Genomic DNA, 20,821 nt, shown 5'->3' on the forward strand with positions numbered 1-20,821 from the left:
ACTATTTCTTTTCATTCGTTAATTATTTAGTGTTATTACCTTGCCTTACAAATACTTTATCTCCAACAAAAGTTAATTTATTTTGCTTAGGTATTCTAATTCAAATTCTTAACATAAAAGAAGAAGGAACATACTTCACAACTACTCCTTCTTTTATTCTTATATAATCAACTATACTCACATTTATGTTAAGTTCTTAATTTCTATATTTATCTCGTCAAACAAACAACTTTTTAATGGCTCGTAAAAATCTGATTTATCAAAAAAAGTTATTCATATAGTAATATATTGACCAAATAATCCTTTTATCTCGAAATACTTTTCTATTCGTTGTTTAGTTATTTCTCCATCCTTAACTAAATCCATAATTATATTTTCATTAGTAAATGGACTATCTTTTAAATTACTAATAATTTTATTATCAGTACTATCAAAGTCTATCTTAGGTACAATATATTTTTCAACTGTTTCTTGATTTAGAAGTTCCATATACTTTATACATTCTTGGTAACATTGCTTTATTAGAAGAATAGAAATTTCATTTTTATTCTTTCTTCTTTCAATTGTTCTTTCATTTAGTGTTTTGTAAGTCATTACATATAAAATAATAACAACAATAACATTTAATATTGCCATGCAGAATCCCCAATTTATATTATGCATATCAAATCCCAAAACAGAAGGTAAATTCATATAATCAAATATTATTAAACTTATAATAAATATGATAGATATCTTAATAATATTATTCACAAACCATTTCTTCATAATATTTCCTCTATAAATTCTAAATTATCATTCAATTAAATTTTATTTATCATTTAATTATACCACATTTTGTAAACATTTCACTACTTATGATACTGTATTTCCACTGACAAAAATAGCCTTAAGTAAGTCATGTCAATGCCTAAGGCTACAAACCTCATTTACAACTGATACGGTTCACCATATCAATAGAAAGTGATAACACTTTTCTATCACTTATATAGCAAATTCTTTTGTGCGAAATAACAAGTCCCCTTTAGATACTTCTTATAAATATATTTTCAATTTTTATTCGAATGTTTTTAATTCCTTTAAGAAAATCTTCAAAAATATTGTTGCCATTTCTTCCGGCGGAGTTGATGCATCACTATCAAACCACTGCTTAATTATTCCTAGAAAACCAAATATAATATAGGAATCAAAATAATTATTAATTACTGTATTTTTTTCTGATTTATTTTGTTTTATACAAAGTTTACTTTTTACAGTAATGTTTATTTTATCTAAAAATGAAATATTTCCATGTCCACCCATTAATGCTTTACCAAAACTTATATTGTCTTTAAACCATTCAAACAGTTCAACAAGAGGAGTATATTGTTTATTGGCAAAATTATATTTATCAAATTCCTTTGGATTAATTTTACTTAAAATTTGAGTAATTTCTTTAAGTGCTTCATTTTCACTTTTTTCCATTAGATCATATATATCACTATAATGCAAATAAAAAGTGCCACGATTGAGATCTGCCCGTTCAGTTAAATCTTTCACTGTAATTTTTTCTAATTTTTTTTCGTGCATCAATTCAATGAGAGTATCCCTTAATATTTTCTTGGTTTTTCTAATTCTTCTGTCTTGGATTCGTTTATCCATATACTTAATCCTTTCAAAAAAAAACAATAATATTGAACATTTTTAATTTTTATGTTCAATATAGAACATAAATTAAATTATTGCTTAGTGTATTTTTTTATTTCCTAAATTATAATAAATGCAAGCCTATATTTCAACACATTGTTTATTTTTGCTTAGTGTGTTTTTTCGTATTACTGAAGGAGGTGAACTTATATTAAATAAAAAGAATTTCAGAAAATGGCCTAGCTTATCGGTTCAGAAAAAAGTTAACTAAATTTTAGAATTTGATTATTAAAAATATCGGACAAGGAGATGATAATTATGGCAAATATAAATTTAAATACTAATGAAAATGTTGCTGTTAAGATTGGTGGAAATAAAAAGTTAGATTACATTAATTGGTGTGCTGTTACTCTAATTGTAATTATAACATTGTTGATGAAGTTTAATATAATTACTAACGTAACAGGTCGTATATTTATTCCTATGTTTATTTTTGCATGGATTCACGGAACTCAACGTTATGGACTAAAAAACATGGGCATATGGTTTATACTTACATGGATTGTAAGTAATCTCTTTGAAGGCTTAAGCATTATGACTGGATTTCCTTTTGGACATTACTATTATGCAGGAGAAATGGGCCCTCGTATTTGGAATGTTCCTATATTTATCATGGTTGCTTATTTTGCTATTTCCTACACATCTTGGACAGTAACGCACGTAGTAACAAGTCACTTCAATAAAAAGATTGAAGGGATTTACAAATTCATTATTCCAATAACTTCAGCCTTACTGATGACTATGTGGGATCTTGTAACTGATCCTCAAGCTTCTACTGTAAGTTCTAGCTGGATTTGGAAAGACGGAGGAAACTATTTTGGTGTACCAATATCCAATTTTATAGGATGGGTTTTTGTTGTGTATTTTTTCTCACAAATATTCACACTATTTATTTCCAATAAAAACTTAGATTTTAGCAAGAATAGTTTAACTTCAAAAAAGATGTATTGGGTTCAGCCTTGCATAATCTATTTGGCTATGGGTCTAGGTGTTGTTATAGACGGATTTACACATGTTGAACATACCGAAATATATGCTTCTATGGGCATGATAGCTTTTTTCACAGTAGTTTTTAACGCAGGCATTGGATTACTAAATATTAAAAACTCCAAGGAATTATGTTAATTGTGAATGAGGCTGGTGACAGTCCATCAAGGGTGTTGTACTGTTTACAACTCAACGAATATTCAAGTGATATAATATCATTCAATCTTCAAAAAACAGCATTTTTTTAATTTCTATATAAAGTCCCCACATAATCAGCATTATCATATACTAATTTTTATATTTATAGAATTTATCAACAACCTTCTTCTGTAAAAAAATAAGAAGGAGAACCTCCTCCATCTGGACTTGGTTCTCCTTCACTCCTTAGGTACATTATTAAATTATCATTTATAAAGGAAACTCGACTCGTATACACTCTCTGAGTAAGTGATTCACATCAAATCATAGATTTGAGTTCTCTACTTAAGTTCTATTGATTCAATCTCCCTAGTTTTGCGTATATTTATTTTGAGATTAACATATGCAACAGTTTCTTTTGTTGCTCCATTAAAGTTCAGTTTTATAGCATTGTTCCAAATTGTGCTAGTCTCTCTTTTACAAAATCATATAAAACCTCTATTTAATTTTTTCTTTTCAATGGTATTAATAAATCAATCTGTTCAAACTTTTTTTCTTTTGAATCCATTTTAGTAAAATACTCATATACATTCATATGCTCTTCAATATATCCGCACATTCCTCTTGGTTCTCTATTATAATCAAGTACATATTCATCATTATTGTTTACCCATCTTTCTAACTGTTTCCATTCGTTGAAATTTCCAATTTTAATACAGTGAGCACCATACTTCCCTCCAGCAAAACTCTTTTTTTCTAATGGAACTGGTACTTCAAAATCTTTTGGTATTGTAATCCAATACTCATACCCATATTTTCCTTCTGAATCTGGTTCTCCAGGATTATTAAATCCATAAACCTTTGCATCTGGTTTATATTTTAATAATTCGCTTTCCTCTACAAATTCAATTAACATTCTCATTGCCATATCTTCTGGTTCTTTACCATATGCGTGAATTGAAGCTACATTCATAGGTGGTAAACATACTATTCTTACATTTTTTAACGCATCTAATACATTATTAGCCATTCTCAAATCCTCCATTTCTATTTTTTTCGCATTAAACGATTTGTTTATATCTGCTATATCTGAAATAGTATGAAGAAAGGTTCCATCATCTAATACCTTTTCAAGCATATTCTTTTCATTTATATCATTCAATTTACCAATAAACATTAAAATAGCATTCTTAACATCATCAAGAGCTTTAATATCATAGTTCACTTCTTCCAATTTATCATTTAAGGCTTCTATAGCATATGATATTTCATTATTTTTGAGTATCTGCTCAATTTCCTTTAATGATAATCTAAGCTTTCTCAAAATCATAATTTGCTTAAGTCTTTTTATAACTTCATCATCATATGTTCTATATGCATAACCTTCTTTTTTTAAGCTCTCAATTAATCCAATCTCTTCATAATATCGTAATGTTCTTGTTGAAATTTTGAATATCTTAGATACCTGACTAATGGTCTGCAGTTCCATATCAAATCTCCCTTCAAGTACTAATATAATACATTACGCCGCGTCAAAGTAAATACTAAAATATTGAATTTTAAATCACCTTACTTATGATATGATTCACCGTATCAGTAGTAAGTGATAACACTTTTAACTGTTACACCATATGAGAAGAAAATTACTTACTAGGGATAAAATAAACTTATAGTATTTCTTTGATTTAGAATTAGATATCTTTAATTACAGCCTGTTCTAAATTCTTATACTCAACTATGTATGGACATTGTTTATTCATAAAAATACTAATCATTCTTGTTCATTTTCGCTAATTCTGTGTATTTTATACCTGGATGAGTATATCTTCTTCTACTTTGTGTCTTGTTTTTGTAGTTTATTGCCTTATTGGGACAATATTGAATACATGCAACACATTGCTCGCAATGATGTTTAAAATATGGTCTATTATTATCATCTAAATCAATATTGCCTACAGGGCATACTTTTTTACAGATACCACAGCCAATGCAGTCTTGAGAAACATTATAATTTTTATCCATATTAGGAGTGAATTTAATTAAAATCCTGTAAACTATTTCTTGAAACGGCTCTGTGATAGACAATTTATTAGTTTCTTTGTTCTTTATTGATTGAATAATCTGAACAAAATCTTTTTGTGATTGTTTAGTTTCTTCTTCAAGAGTATCACGCATATCATATGCTACAACATAATTAGAAAACATATCAAGCATTTTGGCATAATGTAGGGTTATATTTTTTCTTTTTAACAAATGCTTTATATGAATAAGTGCGTTGCCTTCATACTTACCGCAGGTTGTAACTGCGTAATAATATGTATTAGGATTGTTTTTTAGATTGAGGTTTAATATAAATTCACGAACTTTTTGTGGTTCTCCTCTAAAATAAGTTGGGTAAACAAATCCTATTGTTTCGTATCCTGATTGTAAGTCATAATGCTTACTGTTACCCATTGAAATAATTTCGCAATTTTCCATTTCCTTTGCAATATCTTTTGCCACTTTTAAACTGTTTCCAGTACCTGAAAAATAAAATACAATGTTTTTACTCATAGTTTAGCACCTCATTTTTTTATTTTGTTTATGTGCGCACAAATGCACATATATGATTAACAAAAAGGGCATTTCTGCCGTTTTTATTGCCTACTTAGATTTTGTAATTTCCATAAGCCTTTTTAAGTTTTCTGTTGTTTCTGCAAATTTATCAAGGATAAATGTACTATTCACTTCATAAAATACATACCTGTTTATTTTGGTTTTACTAATAATTCCATAACGGCTCATTAAATCCAAGTGTCTTGAAATTACTGACCTGTCTTGTGTAAAATTTTCAGCAATTTCATTAACGCTTTTTTTTCCACTACTAGCAATATACACCAGTATTTTGCTTCTTACTGGGTCAAACAAAGCCTTATAAAAATCAAAATCAATACTATCTTCAATAAAATTACCACATGCTAATGCGTTATGTTCGTTTCCCATTTTATCACCACCTTTATTATATGTGCACACTAATGCACATGTCAAGAATTTTTTGTATTTTTCTTCATTATTATATGCAAATTTTTATATTCACAGGATTTATCATCAGCTTTCTTCTATAAACAAAATAAGAAGGAGAACCTCCTCCATTATCATCTAGAATTGGTTCTCCTCTATTACTTAGATACATTATTAAGTTATCATTTATATTAAGCTCTATTGATTCAATTTCCCTAGTTTGGCTTATAGTTATTTTTGATATTAGCATATGCAACAGTTTCTTTTGTTGTTCCCTTGAAGTATGCTTGATAGCCATAGCATAATTACTTAGTTTAACATACTATCCTTTATTTGTGATACGGTTCACCGTATCATTTGTAAGTGATAACCCTTTTTTATCGAAAAAGGATACCTTTTACGATATCCTTTAAAATTTATCTAATTACTTTAATGAGTCTTTGTTATTCTGAGGACTTCTATTTCTTCCTCCGTTAATCCTGTAAGTTTTTTTATTGCTTCATTATCTAATCCTATTTCTATTGCCCTTATTGCTGTATCCAATGAATTTTTTTAATTCCTTCTTGTATCCCTTTTTTTCTTCCATCTTCAACTAGCATTTCTCCAAGCTTTGTCATACTTATCTCCTCATTTACTTTTTCCAAATCTTTTACGTCCAAAAATTTGTCTGCAAATGCATATAGCATTGATTACGAAATAAAGAAAATTGATGACTATATAGAACAAGTTCTTTACTATTCAAAAATTGATAATGCAAACAAGGATTATATTATAAAAGAAATTTCTTTATCTACTGCTGTAATAAACACAATAAAGAAAAACTCTAGAGATTTTATAAACAAAAAAATATCCGTCGATATAGACGGTATTCAAGATTCAGTATACAGTGATGCTAAATGGATAGAATTTATCTTAAACCAAATAATAGGAAATTCAATTAAATACTGTGAAGAAAAAAAAGGAAAGCTAACAGTATATTCTACTAAAAATGAAAATAATATAATACTCGCTATAGAGGACAATGGTATAGGTATTATAAATAAAGATATAAATAGAGTTTTTGAAAAAGGCTTTACAGGAGAAAACGGAAGAATATTTGGCAAGTCTACTGGCATAGGACTTTATTTATGCAAAAGTCTTTGTGATAAACTTGGATTAGGATTGAGTTTAACTTCAAAAGCTGGAAAAGGTACTAAGGTTAACATTATATTCCCTATTGGTAATAGTTAGTTCATTAAAGTAATACTTTTGACACTTTTGTGACACTTTTAGTTCACTTTTGTGGGGATTTCCATATGGATGCTCCTATATAATAAAGTTGTACCAAGGAAATGGTTCAATAAATAAATTTAAAGGAGCGAAAAATTATGAAAAAGACAAAATTAACAGCACTAGCATTAACAGCACTAATTGCATTTGGAGGTATAGCTAATTCAGCTTTTGCAGCAACAGCAACCGCTGATACTACTATTGCAACTTCAACTCATGAAGAGGGAATTCTAATTAGTAATGAAGACTTGATAAAAGATGCTAAGGGAATTACAAAAGAAGAAAAAACATTATTACTTGACAACTATAACGCTAGAGATAAACTTTCAGACCAAATATATGCTATTCGTAAAGGTAAAAGTCAATTAAATGATTCAGAACAAAAAAAGTCAGATAGTTTAACAAAGGAACTTTATGAATTATGTAAAAAAGTTAGTGACATAGAAATAAAAGCATTTGGCAGCACTAATAATTATGTCCTTTACGATGTGCCTTCAACTGATGTATCTATAGTTGATAGCATTAACAATGGAGATTTTATAAAAGATCCTAAGGCAATTACAAAAGAAGAAAAAGCATTATTAATTGAAAACTATAAAGCTAGATATAAAATTATGGTAGAAATAGATAATATTGTTGCAGAGAAAAGCACTCTAAATGATTCAGAGCAAAAAAAGGTAGATAGTTTGACAAAGCAGCTTGATGAATTATGCCAAAAAGTTAGCAATATAGAAACAAAAGCAAAAATTGTCAATTCAGAAACAAAAAGCATTGGGTAATACCCAATAATTATACTATGTCTTAAAATAAACTATCTTCCACTGATAAAGCAGTTGATCCAATTAGTAATACTATTTTTATCATAATATCTCAAATAAAGGTTATGTGATTTGTTTGAGATATTATGATAAAAGTGTATCTGAATTTCCAAAATCAAATAAATAAATTTTATTCTTATCCTCAGCAAACGTATTTGCTGAGGATAATTTAGTACAACTTATTGATTAGTATATAATAACAGCTATAAACATACTAGGGGATGAGAAAATGAAAAATAATTACAGGTATAACAAAAACAAAAGAGCTCGTATAAAAAGAAAGAAAATATTCATTTTAAGTATTTTAATTATTACAATTGGAGTCTTAATCCAATTTATAATACCTAAAAGTTTTTTAACGAAGGATGAAACTGTACAAGCACTTGCATCTAATGAATCTGATAATTCAAAGAAAAAATCTATAAAGAATATATCAAAAAATGCTTCCAATGCTGATGACGTTGCAGCTATAGAAAAGTATATAAATCAACAGATAAAGGAACCGAAACCTAATGATACTGACAATAAAAAAGTTGTTTACTTAACTTTTGATGATGGCCCATCTGAAACTGTTACTCCCTCAATATTAAATACACTTAAAAAAGAAAATGTACAAGCAACTTTTTTTGTTCTTGGAAAATCAATAGACGAAAGTGAAACTAATAAAAAGCTACTGAAGCAAGAAGTAACAGAAGGACATGCTATAGGAAATCATACATATTCGCATGATTATAAATACTTATATCCTAATAACAGCGTTAACACAAATAACTTTATGTTAGACATTAATAAAACTAATGCTTCTTTAAAGAAGGTTTTAGGAGAAGATTTTTCTACAAGAGCCATTAGATTTCCTGGAGGACATATGTCGTGGAAAAATACTGATCAAATAGATAAAATAATGAAGGAAAAAGATTACCACTGTATAGATTGGAATGCATTATCAAAAGATGCAGAAGGACCACATAAAAATGCAGCACAATTAACAGAAGAAGTAAAAAAAACTGTTGGAAACAAAATAAAAGTAGTATTGCTAATGCATGATACATACGGTAAAGAAGAAACAGCAAAAGCATTACCTGGAATAATAGCATATTTAAAGAACCAAGGTTATGAATTTAGGACTTTTAAGTAAAACTATATAACATTGCTTCCCCCACTACAATGCTGTTATAATTAAATTAATACTTATAAATTAGGTATATAACATTGAAAATAAATTTTTAACAATACAAAGATTAAGCTATATGCATAAAAAATACAAGCTAAAAAAAATAAGACTAGCTTGTGTTTAAGTTGATTGGAGAGAATATAATGCAAAAGGTAATTTATATAGCAGAAGATGATGAAAATATACGTAATTTAATCAAATCATTTCTTAAAGATACAGGCTATGAAGTAAAGGATTTTGAAAATGGGGATTTACTTTATAGTACATTTTTAGAGACAAAATGTGACTTGATTATTTTGGATGTTATGATGCCTGGAACTGATGGAATTACTATTTGTTCAAAATTGCGGGATATTTCTAACGTACCTATTATTGTATTAACTGCTCGAGATAGTGAAATGGATTATGTTAAAGGAATTTCTATGGGTAGTGATGATTATTTGATAAAGCCATTTCGTCCAACAATTCTAATGATGAAAGTGAAAGCCTTGCTCCGAAGGGTAGAAATGGAGCGTGCAGCTATAGAAGCTATAGATGCACATGAGAATAATATTGAATACGGTGATCTTAAATATTCAAATTACGAAAAAATTATTTATTGTTATGATAAAAATCTTGAACTTACTCTTACTGAACTGTATCTATTGTCCTATCTTATTAAAAATGCATCAAAAGCTATTTCAAGAGACGATTTATTGTCTGAAGTTTGGGGAATTGATACTGAAGTAGAAACTCGTGTAACAGATGAAACAATTCGACGAATTCGTAAAAAAATGTTAGTGGCAGGCAGTAATGTACAAATACAAACTGTCTGGGGCTTCGGATATAAACTTATACTTCGAAAGGAGGATGCTTAATATGAAAAATACCAAGAAGCAAATCTTTATTTTTACTATTTCAATTATAGTTCTTTCCTCTGTCATATTAATGAGTTCTTTTAATTTAGTTATGCAAAATTATATTAAAAGTGAAGCTATCAAGACAATTACTAAAAAAATGAACGTTTATAAGAGTGAGAGTGGTAATGTAACATTTGATACAACTGAATCTATTAAAGATTCAGTTCCAGTAAATAATATACTTTTAACTCTTAATTATGAGCCATTTGTTAAAATCATTTCTTTTTATTCAGAAAATAAAATAATGGAAGACAAAATAATAGAATATTGTAAACAAAATCCTCGCACTGATGAAGAAATTCAATTTGTATCTATCAATAATGAGGATTTTTATATAGCACAAACACATTTAAAAACTATTTATTATAATAGTACAGAAGCAAACATTAATGAAAATGCAATCAATATTGAGGAAACAGAAAATGCAGGTCTTAAAAAAGAAGAAGAAGAAGATATACTAATATTATATTCAAGAGTAACTCCATTAAGTATACTTTCTAAATCAATAAATATAGTTTTTCTAGTGATACTTTTAGTGTTTACTATTTTATCAGGATTTTTGGGAATCAGGATAGGAAAGCAAATAGAAAATTCTCAAAAAAAATTAAAGGAGTTTTTTCAAAACGTTTCCCATGAACTTAAAACCCCTATTATGTCTATACAGGGCTATGCAGAAGGAATTCAAACTAAAGTAATAGAAGACCAAAGTAAAGCTATTGAAATCATTATCAATGAAAGCGATAAAATGTCTGATTTAGTTGAAGAATTATTATATATATCAAAGATTGATAGTGGACAGCTTACTGTCAAAAAAGAGCCTATAGCGATAAATGAATTATTATACGATTGTTCAAAGTCAATTGAAATGATAGCAAAAAATAAAGGTATAGAAATTAATTTTAATTTTGATGAAATATCTCCCATTATTTATGGAGATGAAAAGCAACTATCAAAGGCTTTCACCAATATACTTATTAATGCAGTGAAATATGCAAAATCTGAAGTAAGCATAAAATGTAATAAGCATAAGAAATATATAGAAATATTTTTTTGTGATGATGGTGATGGGATTAATGAAAAAGATCTTTCTCATGTTTTTGAGCGATTCTATAAAGGTAAAAATGGTAATACAGGGATAGGATTAGCATTGACGAAAGAGATTATAGACATCCACAAAGGAAAGTTAACTGCTGGTAATCTTCATAAAGGAGCTGTCTTTAAGGTAATCCTATAATTAAAATATATATTTAAAAATAAAAAACACTTCAATTCATATTTCATGATACTTTTATAATTTATATACAGATTCATAATAAAAAATCAAAGTTTATCTAATTTCTTATTATATATAATACAAAAAAATAAAAAAATATATTTTAAAAACTTAAACATGTCTATCTTAAGGCAGATAAATAACAAAATAACTACCAACTTTATATCAATATCTTTAATCTGTCTTATGCTGTTTGTAACTATTACAATTTTATTTCCTCTATTTATCTATAAAGCCGAGAGAAATAAAACTTTCGAAAGAAATATTTCTTTTGACGCATCCGCTTCAGTAAACTTATAACATAAAAAATGAAATTCAAATATGTGAAAATAATCAAATGGCCGCTATGCCCACTTTACCTAATTATTCCAGACTATTTCGCTGTAGACTTATCTACAGAATCTAGATCCTTAGTTGTTAAAAACAATAACCAACATTAATTATTGTTTTTTACTATTCTCACTTATTATAATTAATATATTTTAAATGAAAGAAATTCATTATAAAAATTTGCTTCTTATAATGAATTTTTTTATCAAATAATTATACATCTAAAATTCAATTTAATATAAAATGAACATATAAATCTCATACTTTTATGGTAGTACAAGATGCATCTACTCTACCACTGTTTAATTCAATTTGGGTAAATTTATCACTCACTTATGATACGGTTCACCCTTAATTATCCTAAACCTTATTTAGTATTTAAGTATCTTTCATCTAGTTACATCAGCTTACCATAATGAACACAGCATATTCCAATTTAATATAATACTCTTTCCTTCTAATTATTAGCCTATTTGGTATATGAATAGTTGGAATATGCGTTATTTAACTGACTGTACTAATATCTACTTTTACTATTATTCATTATTCTAAAACTTTGCTCTAATCCCATTCCTCTAACTCTATCAAGCCAATCATAAATCATAGATTGATTGTATAAAGGATTACCATCCTTATCTTTTGCTTTTTCTAAAGCAATTCCCATTAAAGCATATTCATTTTCTAGTAATGTATCAAAGACACCTTGATCATCTGTATTTATTGATACAAACATTTGAGGCAACTTTTCTGCTTTATTTTCATCAATTGTTAATCCAAGGTTATACATATTCAAAATTGGATGCTTATCATATCTTTTAAAATTACTTATTAAAACATTAGATGATGGATTACATTCAATTCCTATACCGCATTCTCTAATGCTTACTTGCATGCACTTTTGAACTTCTTTAATTGCATATATCATATACGGTTCGATTTTAAAAACAGCATTCTTATAGCCATTAGCTTTTACTTTTGCATCGTAATGATATCTCATATATAATTCAACTATTACCTTGTTATCACCAATAATATTGTCACTCTTTCTTTGAGCACATCTATCCCAATAGCTTATTCCTAACTGTACAGTCTTATCAATATAGTATTCAGGATTATCACCTCTTAATTTCCATGCTTCCATATAAGTATCTACAGGTATCACTGTTTTGTCAGTTTCTAAAGTATTAGATTCTTTAATATTATAACTAAATATGCCTTCTCTCTTATTCGTATAAATCTCTATATAGTATTTATTATAAATTGCCATAAGCTTATCAATTATATCAGAGCATTTTTGAATATTAAAACTTTTTATCTTCATTATTAACCAAGCAACATTGTCTAATATCTCCTGCTTACTCAAGTAAATTCTAAAACTCTTTTTTCTGTACCATCCTTCTACATCAATTCCTAAAGCAATAGCATGACCTAATCTATCCCCATGAGTTAAATTCAAAAATGTTTTAGCCTCATCTATAGCTCTCAGCCCGTCAATTACATCTAAAAAATCTTCTCCTACATGGTATGTGGCCCTAAGTTTAGAAATACTTTTTCCCTTGCCAAATTGCCTTTGATAATCATTAATAGCTAAATGTCCTTTTAAAAACCTAAATACTTGTCCATAAACCTCTGGTCTAGTATACATTTCATTGGAACATGCATCTATTCCAAGTACTCTACTCGCTATTTCCTGATTTTCTTCTCTCATTTTATAAATAGCTGTGCCAAACTTCTTTAATTGCTTTCTAGATTTATAATGTCTGCATCTGTTTAAAAAGTAAAATTCCTCTTCTGTTTTTCTTTCTAAAGGATCCTTAATTTTAGGAAAATGAAATACATAAAAATAATTATCAATTAATTTTTTTACTTCTTTTTTCTCTTCTTCACTAGCAAATATTTCGCGCTCAGATATTGAATATTCTTTTTTGGGTTTATTTAAATCTTCATATTCTTTTCTCCAAAAATTATCTCTATCATTATAAATCTTATTGCATATCAGCTTGTCTGTATTTTTAATAAGATTTATATTTTCCTGTTTGCTTTCTGATGGAATAACTCTAGCTTCAATTGATAAAATGTTTTGATTTTTTATAGATGTCAAAATAGCTAATGGTTCAACTGCATCTTTTAATATAGTATTTTTCTTTAAATACCCTGTTTTTCTGTCGTGATAATCTGCAAAGTTAGCAAACCCTACTCTATTATTTTGCTGAATAAGTTCACCTCTTACTTTATTTTTTATTATGATATAGGCATAAAATAAGTCAGCTTTCTCCATAAATTCTTTATCACCCTTATAAATTTTCTGAAAACACTTATACATAAAAGCCCGCTCACCTTGAAATAATATTGTAGCCTCATCCTGTGTTTTTATATCATTTGTAAGAGCATAGTCTACTTTAACATTATTATTCTTATATCGTAAATCCGACCCAAATATAAATTTCAATGTTTTTATTTCGGTCTGAATATCACTTGAATAAAATGAAATTAACTCTTTATTCTCGTCTCCCATTGAACTTATAATAGATTTTAGTATATCCATCGTTTTTCTTTGTGATGAATAGCCTTCCTTATTAATTTCAATAAATAAAATGGCTCTGATAAGTGCTGCTATAGCTATATAATCTTCTATGATTATAGTACCTTCTAAATCTTTTTCGAGACGATTACTTTTACCATCAAGCTTGCATAATTTCCTATTGTTAATATCATTCATTAATGATACCCAGCTAAGCTTAAAATTTGGAGCTGACCCCTTAAGGTGAAAATGATTTTCTGCCATTCCCTTAGAAAGCATATTATGTAGTCTAATATTATTGCTTTTAATTATGGTGTCCCAATCAAAGTATTCTCTTTCCACATGTATTAACAAATCTTTAAAAGCCAAGAAAGAAGTTATAAATAAATCTTGATCTAGTTTAAGGACAACCATTCTCCACTTTAGCAAATCTTTATATCGACATTTTACATTATTTCCTTGATTTTCAAGCATCTTTTCTGAATAATTTATAAGTAAATTAAATACAGATTTATTGAAATCATGTCCTTGAACTTCTTTTTGCATATTATCTTTAACAATGTAGTAAAGATTTTCCACATCGTCTTTTGAATACTGAGCTTCTATTTGCTGACATAAATCCTTAAACACATTATGATTCAAGGTTGTATAGTTATTATCCTTAAAATCATCAAATTTAAAATAGTTTTCAAGTATTCTATATGGGTCTTGTTCTTTAAATATTGCAATTAGAGGTGTTTTTAATATATCCATTTTACACCGCCTATTCTTTTATCTTTTCTAACATAATATCTATTTGTTTTATACTTACGTCAATTATGTTATCAACCCTTATCTTTTCTTTATCCAAATCACTATCCTGTTTCTTTTCATCTATTAAGCTCAATATATTCTCAAATAAATTATTACTATCACTAACATTTAATTTAGAAACTTTATTATTTAATTCTGTAATTTCTTCACGATAATTTTCTTTAATAGTAGTCTCAAATTTGCTAGATATGGTTCCCTTGATTCCATTATTATCAAGATATTTTTTTTGTAATTCTCTTAGGTATTTTTTTAGTCTATTAAGTAGCTTATACATCTGACTAATTGTATCTGTTTCAATATTTTTATCTACTTCCGTTTGTTTACTATTTTCTTCTTTGGTAATAATATTGTCCTCTATAAATTCAAAATCAAAATCTTTATCTTCAAATATATTTTTTATTGGATTGCTTATCTTTAAATAACTACATTTATCACATATTACAGAAAAAACTGTTTCTGTAGTATTATACATTAATTCTATAATTGCTTTAGGATTATAGCTGTAATTTAACCGAAACCTTCGCTTATCTAAAACTTTATCTATACAATTTAAAGCCAGCATATAAAAATCCATATTTAAGAATAAAATATAATCATTTATTGATAAATAATCTTTTAATTCTCTATCACCTACATATAGTATGTCGTTATAAATTGATAAATTTGCTTTTTTATCAATGTCTTTATTAATCTCTTTATAAATCTTATCTTTTACACCTAAAATATTAAAAGGTTTAAAGTAGAAAAATTTTAAAAATTTCTTTTCTTCTACAGTATTATGTATATCTCTGTAAAGCTTAGATAAAATATATCTATCCTCATTTTTGTATCGAGGTTCTAATAATGAATAGTAAGATTCATTTATTTTTGAAAATTCTACCCATTGCTTTGGTAGTATTGAGGATTGCCGCGAAGTTAGTCTCTTAATCCCGACATCTCTAAAAATTTCACCATTTTCAACTTTAACTTCAATCTCAATTTTTTGGTCATGTTTATTACTTGTAAACTCAAAGTATTTACCAACTACATCTTTTCCTATAATATGTACAATTTCCTCAGAACCAATATATATTTCATTTATTAATCTAATTGAATATACTGTCTTTAACATTTCAATAAATACCTTTTCTTCAGGTGAAAGTCCCATATCTTCATATAATTTCATCCATGTTATTACATCCCCAAGAGTAACACTCTCCTCAACTACTCTTCTTTCCATTTTGTATAATTCTTCTAAGCACTTTGCTATCTCTGTATCAGCAATTTCTTTTAATAGATATAATTTTGTGTTTAAATATAACAATATTTTTTTGTTAATACTTTGAATTGGGCATTGTAATAGGTCGTTTAAAAAGTCTCTGATATATAAAGTACTAATTTTATTAGCAATAACTTTATTAAAATATTGTTTCATGGATGTTAAATTATTTATAATCTTTTTCTTGTTTATAATTTCATTATTATCAATATTATAAGGTTCCAACTTTTCCAACGTTGAAAATAGTAATATTAAATCTACAAGTTCCCTTAAATTATTTGGTATTATTACATTGTAATGGCTTTTAGTTACTATAGTATATCTTAAATATTCATAAAAAATTTTTCCTACAAATATTTCAATAGACTCCTCTTCTTTATAATCTAAATTTTCTAAGTGAACTTCTATTTCTGCATCGCTACCATATACCTCAGGCATATATATTCTCTTGTTATATGGAATAACCTTCTCTAAATACTTATTTGTTTTATTGTTCAATTCTTCATCTAACGCTTTTGTCATATATTCTCGTTTACTATTTTTAATAAGTTCATCAGTATTTCTATAATAGTTAGATAAACCATCTAAATCTTTTATATTTTTTTGTTTTATTACTTCTTCCAACTGTTCAAATTTTATTGCCATCATTATTATAACTTGAGGAATAATTAAGTATTTTCTTATGTCTTCAATCATTTTTTCACCAGCAGCTATATTCATATCCAAATCATCTATTGTTATAGTCAAGAAACTCTTGCCATTAAAATTTTTATCTTCTTTCATATATTTGAGATATGAATCTACTAATTTCTCTATATCATTTCTTAATGCTATTGCTGATGATAAATCTATCAATACTTCAAGATTATCTAGATTTTCAGTATATATAGTATTTTTATCTTTATTTAGTGTTCTTAAATCTTTATATACTATTTCAAATTTTTTAACAAGTTCTTGTTTATTTATATAATCTTGTTTTTCATTTTTTGCTTTGAACTTTTTAAACATTTCTGCTACAACAATTTCAATAATAGAATCAGTACCATTAAATACAGAAGGATCTATTGTATCTAAATCATAAAATTTATTTTCAGCTATTTTTTTATAGTTTTTCTTTAATTCTTGATTTTCACTTAGTCTGTTTATATCACATAATTGCTGCAAACTATTTTTAAAACTAATCATTGATGAGGTTTTACCAGTTCCTCTTTCTCCTACAAAAGAAATAATATTATTAAACTCATCATCTGACAAGTTCTTTTCATTGTTACTATCTATTATATTAATTAAGGATTTTGAAGATTTAAAATATACATCGGCAAAAAACGACTCCTCAAATTCATCTAATTTTTCTATTTTAATTTTATATACACAATCTTTAGTTATCTTAAGAATTTTCATTGTCTATTAATTCCCCCTTGAAATCTATTTCTATTTTTTTGCTATTGAAATATTTGCTAATCTTTTCTTCTTTAGAAGAATCATTTTTCTTTCCTATACATTTAATTTTAAGTATTTCGATTTTATAAATCTTTAAATATTCTTCCAGTAAATTATTTAAAGCTTGTCTAATTGAACTGACCTCACTTATCTCAACTAGTAATTCTAGATTATCATCAAAGTTTTTGTAAAACTCTTTCATATCTACAACTTGATATCTTATACATCTTATTACTTTTTCAAACTTCGATATAATCTCTTTTTGTTCATCCGCAAAGTTCTCATTTTGACGCTTTTTATTTGGCAAATCTTCTTTATATTTCTTAAACATACCTGCAACTATCTTTTGTATAATCTCTAAATCATAATTTTCTACGTTTGAAATTATCCTATCTTCTACTTCAATTTCAATAGTTTTATTGCCATCGTTTTGATTATTATCACATTTATCCATTTATTGCACTTCCTTTATATCTTAAGTTTTTATAATTAATCAGACTGAACTACTTCCATTATAGTCATTATAAGAATAAACTTTTCCCATCCTTTATCAGATCATATAACCCATTATAATCCTTATTTTTTAATTATGGAATAATTATCTATTTCTAGTAAATATACAAACTTCCACAAAAAAATAAATGCAACAACATTCATCTATGTTACTACATTTCAATCACTTAAATATTCTCTTTTTGCAAATCATTTATCCCATAGCTATCATCCGTAAAACTCCCTCTTCTTCAATCTATAGATAACGACTGCATGTTCAACTACCTTCAGCTGGAGTATAAAACTCCACCTAAAAAGTTTCACTTTATTTCTTAAGCAATAATCCCAATACGAATTTCTTCTCCAGACATAATCCCCACATTTTCATGCCGCTCAAACTCCTATATTCTTTTGCCCTTCAATAATACCCTCATTTCTCATATCTACCTCTTTCAACTTATTGAACTATACTTTTTGAGTAAAAAATTATTTTTAATTTTTTTTTATTATTAATGTAATAATTGAAAATCACACATATATCCTATATGAAAACAAAATGAAAGGAGATGAATCACATGGCTGTAAGTAAAGTTGTAAATGGAACTACTCTTAGTATTGAAGTTCAAAAAGGGGTAGATAAGTCGGGGGATCCTTTATACACAAAGAAATCTTTTGCCAATGTAAGAAATGACGTATCAGAACAAAATGCTTATGATGTTGCAGAAGCTATTAAAGCTGTTTTAGAAGCAAGTACTAGAAATGCTTCTTTAACTGTATCCTCTAACTTAGTAAAAGCCTAGTCAATTCACAACATCCAACCAAAAATTTTCTCAAAATCAAAGAGATTACGCAGTAATCTCTTCATTAACTGTTACTTGTCCACAGGATACCCTAAAGGGCATTAACTCTTAACTCTTAACTGAACGAAGGGAGGTGAATCTATATGGAATATACTTTATCAATGACTTTTTTAACTGCAATGGGTGTTAAGTCAACTTTAAGTGTAAGTGGTATTAAATCTACTATTAGTAAAAATGAAGCAAATGCTTTAATGGACTTAATCATTGCTAAGAATATTTTCATAACAACTACTGGTGCTCTTGCTAAAAAAGAAAGCGCTCAATTGGCTGAAAGAAAAGTTACTAAATATGATGTAGCTTAGTATTAAATTTTTCAATATAGAAGCTTGTCTCAAATTTATAAGAGACAAGCTTCTATTTTTTTGAATGTACTAAAACTACAACTCTTTAATACTTTTCCTTATGAAATCTATGCCATTCTGAAAAACCATTGTTTTAATATTTATCTTTATTTCTCCACTTGGAACTGTATATTTTTGCTCCAATATTCTAAAATACCCTAAGTCTACATATTGCTGATAAGGAATATTGTTTTTATCCAAGACCTTTTTCTCTCTTAATAATGAAAATAGATTATTTCTTCCCATCCCTCTAATTCCAAGAACTTTTGCAACCTGCCCCATTTCAACGCTGCCTTTAACCCCTGCAACATCATCATAAAATTGCCCTTTGGGTTCTAATACTTTTACTTTATTTTCAGCTTCTAACCTTGCTTTTCTCTCTTCTTTTAACTTTGTAGCTGCAGCAATAAGTAAATCAGGATTATCTAATAATTCATCTGTTGCATACATTCCTGTTTTTCTTATACAAGGCAATACCTCATCAAAAATCCATGCTTCAAATTTTTCTGCACCTAGCAATTCAGATTTAGTAATTAGTCTATAGACATCACCTTCAGGTATTAATGCAACACATTGTCCACCTTCTTTAAAGCTGTCGTGTTTCACGATACCCTTGCAATGTCTTATAATTGCATCTCTTGGATTAATATAGCCTAAACATTTTGCAACATCTTTTCCAATGGCATAATCTTTATTATTAACTTTTACCCATCTTATTTCCCCAAATCGATTATCTTTAAAAATTTGCAAACCATCCATTTATTATCTCCTTTTTACAGGTTTATATTAAATTTAAAATCTCTTTTCCATCTCATAGTTAACTTTGTTTCTACAGTCTTAAATCTAGTTTTCCTGATTCTTTCATATTTCAAATGCCTCCTAAATTATTCATTTATTTAAGTCTATAATTATTGTTAATATGCGTCTTTATCTCTACCACATAATCTTTTGACATTTCATATATTCGTGACCCTACACCTTCATCAAAGGCTAATAATCTATCAATAGAAAATTCACTACTTATTATGATAGGCAGAAAATTAAGATATCTGTAATTAATTATTTCAAAAACTATATTTATATCACTCTCATTAATTTTGCCTTTGAAGAGATCATCAATAAGTAGAACCTCACATGTTTGATAGTTTGAAATCAATTTACAGTAATATTCAGCATCTAGCATATTTTGCTTTATCTTAGTAATTACATCACGATAAGGCATATATACAACTCTAGTTTTCTTTTTCAAAAAGTTTATTGCAAGTGCAACTGAGAGGTGGGTTTTACCACTTCCAACTTGGCCACAAAATAGAATACTATTGCGCCGTTCACTTCTTACTTTAGCAAAATCTTGATAATAAGCTATTGCAGTATCTTTTGCTCTCTCTGAAGCTGCATTCCATACTTCAAAATTAGAAAATTTATGTTTGCACATCTCTGTATTAATTCCACATGACTTCCACTCATTCTTTAACTTTTCCATTTTTCTACACTCACAAGTTACAGCAAGAGGTTGAGCATGCTC

Annotated in this window: 19 protein-coding genes; 8 read left to right on the forward strand and 11 right to left on the reverse strand. The window is 27.4% G+C overall.

The annotated features are described in order from the left end of the window. Window positions 1–273 precede the first annotated feature (273 nt). Window positions 274–768, reverse strand: a complete 495-nt coding sequence (locus psyc5s11_RS16880; protein ID WP_224033655.1) for a hypothetical protein — start codon at window positions 766–768, stop codon at window positions 274–276. A gap of 288 nt (window positions 769–1,056) precedes the next feature. Continuing rightward, on the reverse strand, window positions 1,057–1,641 hold the full coding sequence (locus psyc5s11_RS16885; RefSeq protein ID WP_224033656.1) for a TetR/AcrR family transcriptional regulator: 585 nt from the start codon (window positions 1,639–1,641) through the stop codon (window positions 1,057–1,059). Between the two features lie 303 nt (window positions 1,642–1,944). Between psyc5s11_RS16885 and psyc5s11_RS16890 the strand changes: the two genes are divergently transcribed. Beyond that, on the forward strand, window positions 1,945–2,811 hold the full coding sequence (locus psyc5s11_RS16890; protein WP_224033657.1) for a carotenoid biosynthesis protein: 867 nt from the start codon (window positions 1,945–1,947) through the stop codon (window positions 2,809–2,811). A 502-nt stretch (window positions 2,812–3,313) separates the two neighbouring features. Here the strand turns inward: psyc5s11_RS16890 and psyc5s11_RS16895 are convergent. The 4 genes from psyc5s11_RS16895 to psyc5s11_RS16910 all read right to left on the reverse strand — a co-directional run bounded on the left by psyc5s11_RS16895 (window position 3,314) and on the right by psyc5s11_RS16910 (window position 6,109). After that, window positions 3,314–4,300 carry an effector binding domain-containing protein gene (locus tag psyc5s11_RS16895; RefSeq protein ID WP_224033658.1) on the reverse strand — a complete coding sequence of 329 codons (987 nt, stop codon included), beginning with the start codon at window positions 4,298–4,300 and terminating at the stop codon, window positions 3,314–3,316. A 278-nt stretch (window positions 4,301–4,578) separates the two neighbouring features. Continuing rightward, the gene (locus psyc5s11_RS16900) at window positions 4,579–5,364 is read right to left on the reverse strand and encodes an EFR1 family ferrodoxin (protein WP_224033659.1); all 786 of its coding nucleotides are present in this window, start codon (window positions 5,362–5,364) and stop codon (window positions 4,579–4,581) included. A 90-nt stretch (window positions 5,365–5,454) separates the two neighbouring features. Next, the gene (locus psyc5s11_RS16905; RefSeq protein ID WP_224033660.1) at window positions 5,455–5,793 is read right to left on the reverse strand and encodes an ArsR/SmtB family transcription factor; all 339 of its coding nucleotides are present in this window, start codon (window positions 5,791–5,793) and stop codon (window positions 5,455–5,457) included. A 70-nt stretch (window positions 5,794–5,863) separates the two neighbouring features. Continuing rightward, window positions 5,864–6,109, reverse strand: coding sequence for a hypothetical protein (locus psyc5s11_RS16910; protein ID WP_224033661.1), 246 nt, complete (start codon window positions 6,107–6,109; stop codon window positions 5,864–5,866). Between the two features lie 365 nt (window positions 6,110–6,474). On the opposite strand from psyc5s11_RS16910, the gene psyc5s11_RS16915 reads away from it, so the two are divergent. From psyc5s11_RS16915 to psyc5s11_RS16935, 5 genes are all read left to right on the forward strand, one after another. After that, window positions 6,475–7,041 (forward strand): ATP-binding protein, encoded by a 567-nt coding sequence (locus psyc5s11_RS16915; RefSeq protein ID WP_311196374.1) that lies wholly within the window; start codon window positions 6,475–6,477, stop codon window positions 7,039–7,041. Window positions 7,042–7,178: 137 nt separating this feature from the next. Continuing rightward, window positions 7,179–7,859, forward strand: a complete 681-nt coding sequence (locus psyc5s11_RS16920) for a hypothetical protein (protein WP_224033662.1) — start codon at window positions 7,179–7,181, stop codon at window positions 7,857–7,859. Window positions 7,860–8,127: 268 nt separating this feature from the next. After that, entirely contained in the window at window positions 8,128–9,033 is a 906-nt protein-coding gene (locus psyc5s11_RS16925) for a polysaccharide deacetylase family protein (protein ID WP_224033663.1), read from the forward strand. Window positions 9,034–9,212: 179 nt separating this feature from the next. Next, window positions 9,213–9,926 carry a response regulator transcription factor gene (locus psyc5s11_RS16930; RefSeq protein WP_224033664.1) on the forward strand — a complete coding sequence of 238 codons (714 nt, stop codon included), beginning with the start codon at window positions 9,213–9,215 and terminating at the stop codon, window positions 9,924–9,926. A gap of 1 nt (window position 9,927) precedes the next feature. After that, window positions 9,928–11,202 (forward strand): sensor histidine kinase, encoded by a 1,275-nt coding sequence (locus tag psyc5s11_RS16935; protein ID WP_224033665.1) that lies wholly within the window; start codon window positions 9,928–9,930, stop codon window positions 11,200–11,202. Between the two features lie 886 nt (window positions 11,203–12,088). On the opposite strand, the gene psyc5s11_RS16940 is transcribed toward psyc5s11_RS16935, so the two are convergent. The 3 genes from psyc5s11_RS16940 to psyc5s11_RS16950 are packed head-to-tail and all read right to left on the reverse strand — an operon-like array spanning window position 12,089 to window position 18,057. Further along, on the reverse strand, window positions 12,089–14,845 hold the full coding sequence (locus tag psyc5s11_RS16940) for a hypothetical protein (protein ID WP_224033666.1): 2,757 nt from the start codon (window positions 14,843–14,845) through the stop codon (window positions 12,089–12,091). Window positions 14,846–14,855: 10 nt separating this feature from the next. Next, window positions 14,856–17,564 (reverse strand): hypothetical protein, encoded by a 2,709-nt coding sequence (locus psyc5s11_RS16945; protein WP_224033667.1) that lies wholly within the window; start codon window positions 17,562–17,564, stop codon window positions 14,856–14,858. Continuing rightward, on the reverse strand, window positions 17,551–18,057 hold the full coding sequence (locus psyc5s11_RS16950) for a hypothetical protein (RefSeq protein WP_224033668.1): 507 nt from the start codon (window positions 18,055–18,057) through the stop codon (window positions 17,551–17,553). Before psyc5s11_RS16950 ends, psyc5s11_RS16945 begins: the two co-directional genes overlap by 14 nt. Before the next feature lie 613 nt (window positions 18,058–18,670). Here psyc5s11_RS16950 and psyc5s11_RS16955 point away from each other — a divergent pair. Together psyc5s11_RS16955 and psyc5s11_RS16960 are read left to right on the forward strand one after the other, a co-directional pair. Further along, window positions 18,671–18,895, forward strand: a complete 225-nt coding sequence (locus psyc5s11_RS16955; protein WP_224033669.1) for a DUF1659 domain-containing protein — start codon at window positions 18,671–18,673, stop codon at window positions 18,893–18,895. Window positions 18,896–19,038: 143 nt separating this feature from the next. Continuing rightward, on the forward strand, window positions 19,039–19,257 hold the full coding sequence (locus tag psyc5s11_RS16960) for a DUF2922 domain-containing protein (RefSeq protein WP_224033670.1): 219 nt from the start codon (window positions 19,039–19,041) through the stop codon (window positions 19,255–19,257). Between the two features lie 75 nt (window positions 19,258–19,332). Here psyc5s11_RS16960 and psyc5s11_RS16965 read toward each other — a convergent pair whose 3' ends face one another. Beyond that, on the reverse strand, window positions 19,333–20,055 hold the full coding sequence (locus psyc5s11_RS16965) for a phage antirepressor KilAC domain-containing protein (RefSeq protein WP_224033671.1): 723 nt from the start codon (window positions 20,053–20,055) through the stop codon (window positions 19,333–19,335). A gap of 133 nt (window positions 20,056–20,188) precedes the next feature. Then, window positions 20,189–20,779 (reverse strand): ATP-binding protein, encoded by a 591-nt coding sequence (locus psyc5s11_RS16970; protein ID WP_311196454.1) that lies wholly within the window; start codon window positions 20,777–20,779, stop codon window positions 20,189–20,191. Window positions 20,780–20,821 lie beyond the last annotated feature (42 nt).

Source organism: Clostridium gelidum (assembly GCF_019977655.1).
Taxonomy (GTDB): Bacteria; Bacillota; Clostridia; order Clostridiales; family Clostridiaceae; genus Clostridium; species Clostridium gelidum.

Coding starts and splice junctions, on each gene's coding strand:
- psyc5s11_RS16910 (WP_224033661.1), bottom strand. CDS start 6,109: ATGGCTATCAAGCATACTTCAAGGGAACAACAAAAGAAACTGTTGCAT.
- psyc5s11_RS16955 (WP_224033669.1), top strand. CDS start 18,671: ATGGCTGTAAGTAAAGTTGTAAATGGAACTACTCTTAGTATTGAAGTT.
- psyc5s11_RS16935 (WP_224033665.1), top strand. CDS start 9,928: ATGAAAAATACCAAGAAGCAAATCTTTATTTTTACTATTTCAATTATA.
- psyc5s11_RS16945 (WP_224033667.1), bottom strand. CDS start 17,564: ATGAAAATTCTTAAGATAACTAAAGATTGTGTATATAAAATTAAAATA.
- psyc5s11_RS16920 (WP_224033662.1), top strand. CDS start 7,179: ATGAAAAAGACAAAATTAACAGCACTAGCATTAACAGCACTAATTGCA.
- psyc5s11_RS16925 (WP_224033663.1), top strand. CDS start 8,128: ATGAAAAATAATTACAGGTATAACAAAAACAAAAGAGCTCGTATAAAA.
- psyc5s11_RS16970 (WP_311196454.1), bottom strand. CDS start 20,779: ATGGAAAAGTTAAAGAATGAGTGGAAGTCATGTGGAATTAATACAGAG.
- psyc5s11_RS16905 (WP_224033660.1), bottom strand. CDS start 5,793: ATGGGAAACGAACATAACGCATTAGCATGTGGTAATTTTATTGAAGAT.
- psyc5s11_RS16930 (WP_224033664.1), top strand. CDS start 9,213: ATGCAAAAGGTAATTTATATAGCAGAAGATGATGAAAATATACGTAAT.
- psyc5s11_RS16965 (WP_224033671.1), bottom strand. CDS start 20,055: ATGGATGGTTTGCAAATTTTTAAAGATAATCGATTTGGGGAAATAAGA.
- psyc5s11_RS16895 (WP_224033658.1), bottom strand. CDS start 4,300: ATGGAACTGCAGACCATTAGTCAGGTATCTAAGATATTCAAAATTTCA.
- psyc5s11_RS16950 (WP_224033668.1), bottom strand. CDS start 18,057: ATGGATAAATGTGATAATAATCAAAACGATGGCAATAAAACTATTGAA.
- psyc5s11_RS16960 (WP_224033670.1), top strand. CDS start 19,039: ATGGAATATACTTTATCAATGACTTTTTTAACTGCAATGGGTGTTAAG.
- psyc5s11_RS16900 (WP_224033659.1), bottom strand. CDS start 5,364: ATGAGTAAAAACATTGTATTTTATTTTTCAGGTACTGGAAACAGTTTA.
- psyc5s11_RS16880 (WP_224033655.1), bottom strand. CDS start 768: ATGAAGAAATGGTTTGTGAATAATATTATTAAGATATCTATCATATTT.
- psyc5s11_RS16890 (WP_224033657.1), top strand. CDS start 1,945: ATGGCAAATATAAATTTAAATACTAATGAAAATGTTGCTGTTAAGATT.
- psyc5s11_RS16885 (WP_224033656.1), bottom strand. CDS start 1,641: ATGGATAAACGAATCCAAGACAGAAGAATTAGAAAAACCAAGAAAATA.
- psyc5s11_RS16940 (WP_224033666.1), bottom strand. CDS start 14,845: ATGGATATATTAAAAACACCTCTAATTGCAATATTTAAAGAACAAGAC.